Source organism: Pseudomonas sp. CG7 (assembly GCF_023701885.1).
Taxonomy (GTDB): Bacteria; Pseudomonadota; Gammaproteobacteria; order Pseudomonadales; family Pseudomonadaceae; genus Aquipseudomonas; species Aquipseudomonas zanjanensis.
In genome coordinates this window covers 9,140-9,470 of record NZ_JABAEE010000132.1, presented here as the reverse complement: position 1 = coordinate 9,470, position 331 = coordinate 9,140, and the positions used below count along the sequence as shown (strand labels likewise).

Below are 331 nucleotides of genomic sequence, written 5' to 3'. Positions count from 1 at the left end.
GCGCCAGCGGCACGGTGCTGGCGCCGGTCGCCATTTCGATCTTCTGCATCGTCGCCGTGCAAGTGCCGGCGGCGTATCTGCTGGACGCCCGCTTCGGGCTGCAAGGGGTGTGGATGGCGTTTCCGGTGGCTTACCTGAGCATGCTGCTGTTGCAGACGCTGTACTACAAGCGGGTGTGGCAGCATCAGCCGATCGAGCGGTTGGTGTAGATCGCTGCTGTGTGACTCAACTCAAATCCAAATGTGGGAGCCGGGGTTGCGGCGCGAAACCGGTGGGATTGAAAGAAATAAACAGCGAGTTGACCCAGGCTTCCGGGCGAGGCGCGAGCGCG

Annotated in this window: 1 pseudogene; it reads left to right on the top strand. The window is 62.5% G+C overall.

Annotated elements, in window-relative coordinates:
• Positions 1 to 209 (top strand): annotated as a pseudogene (locus HGO40_RS29380) (MATE family efflux transporter); the annotation flags it as partial.
• Positions 210 to 331 lie beyond the last annotated feature (122 nt).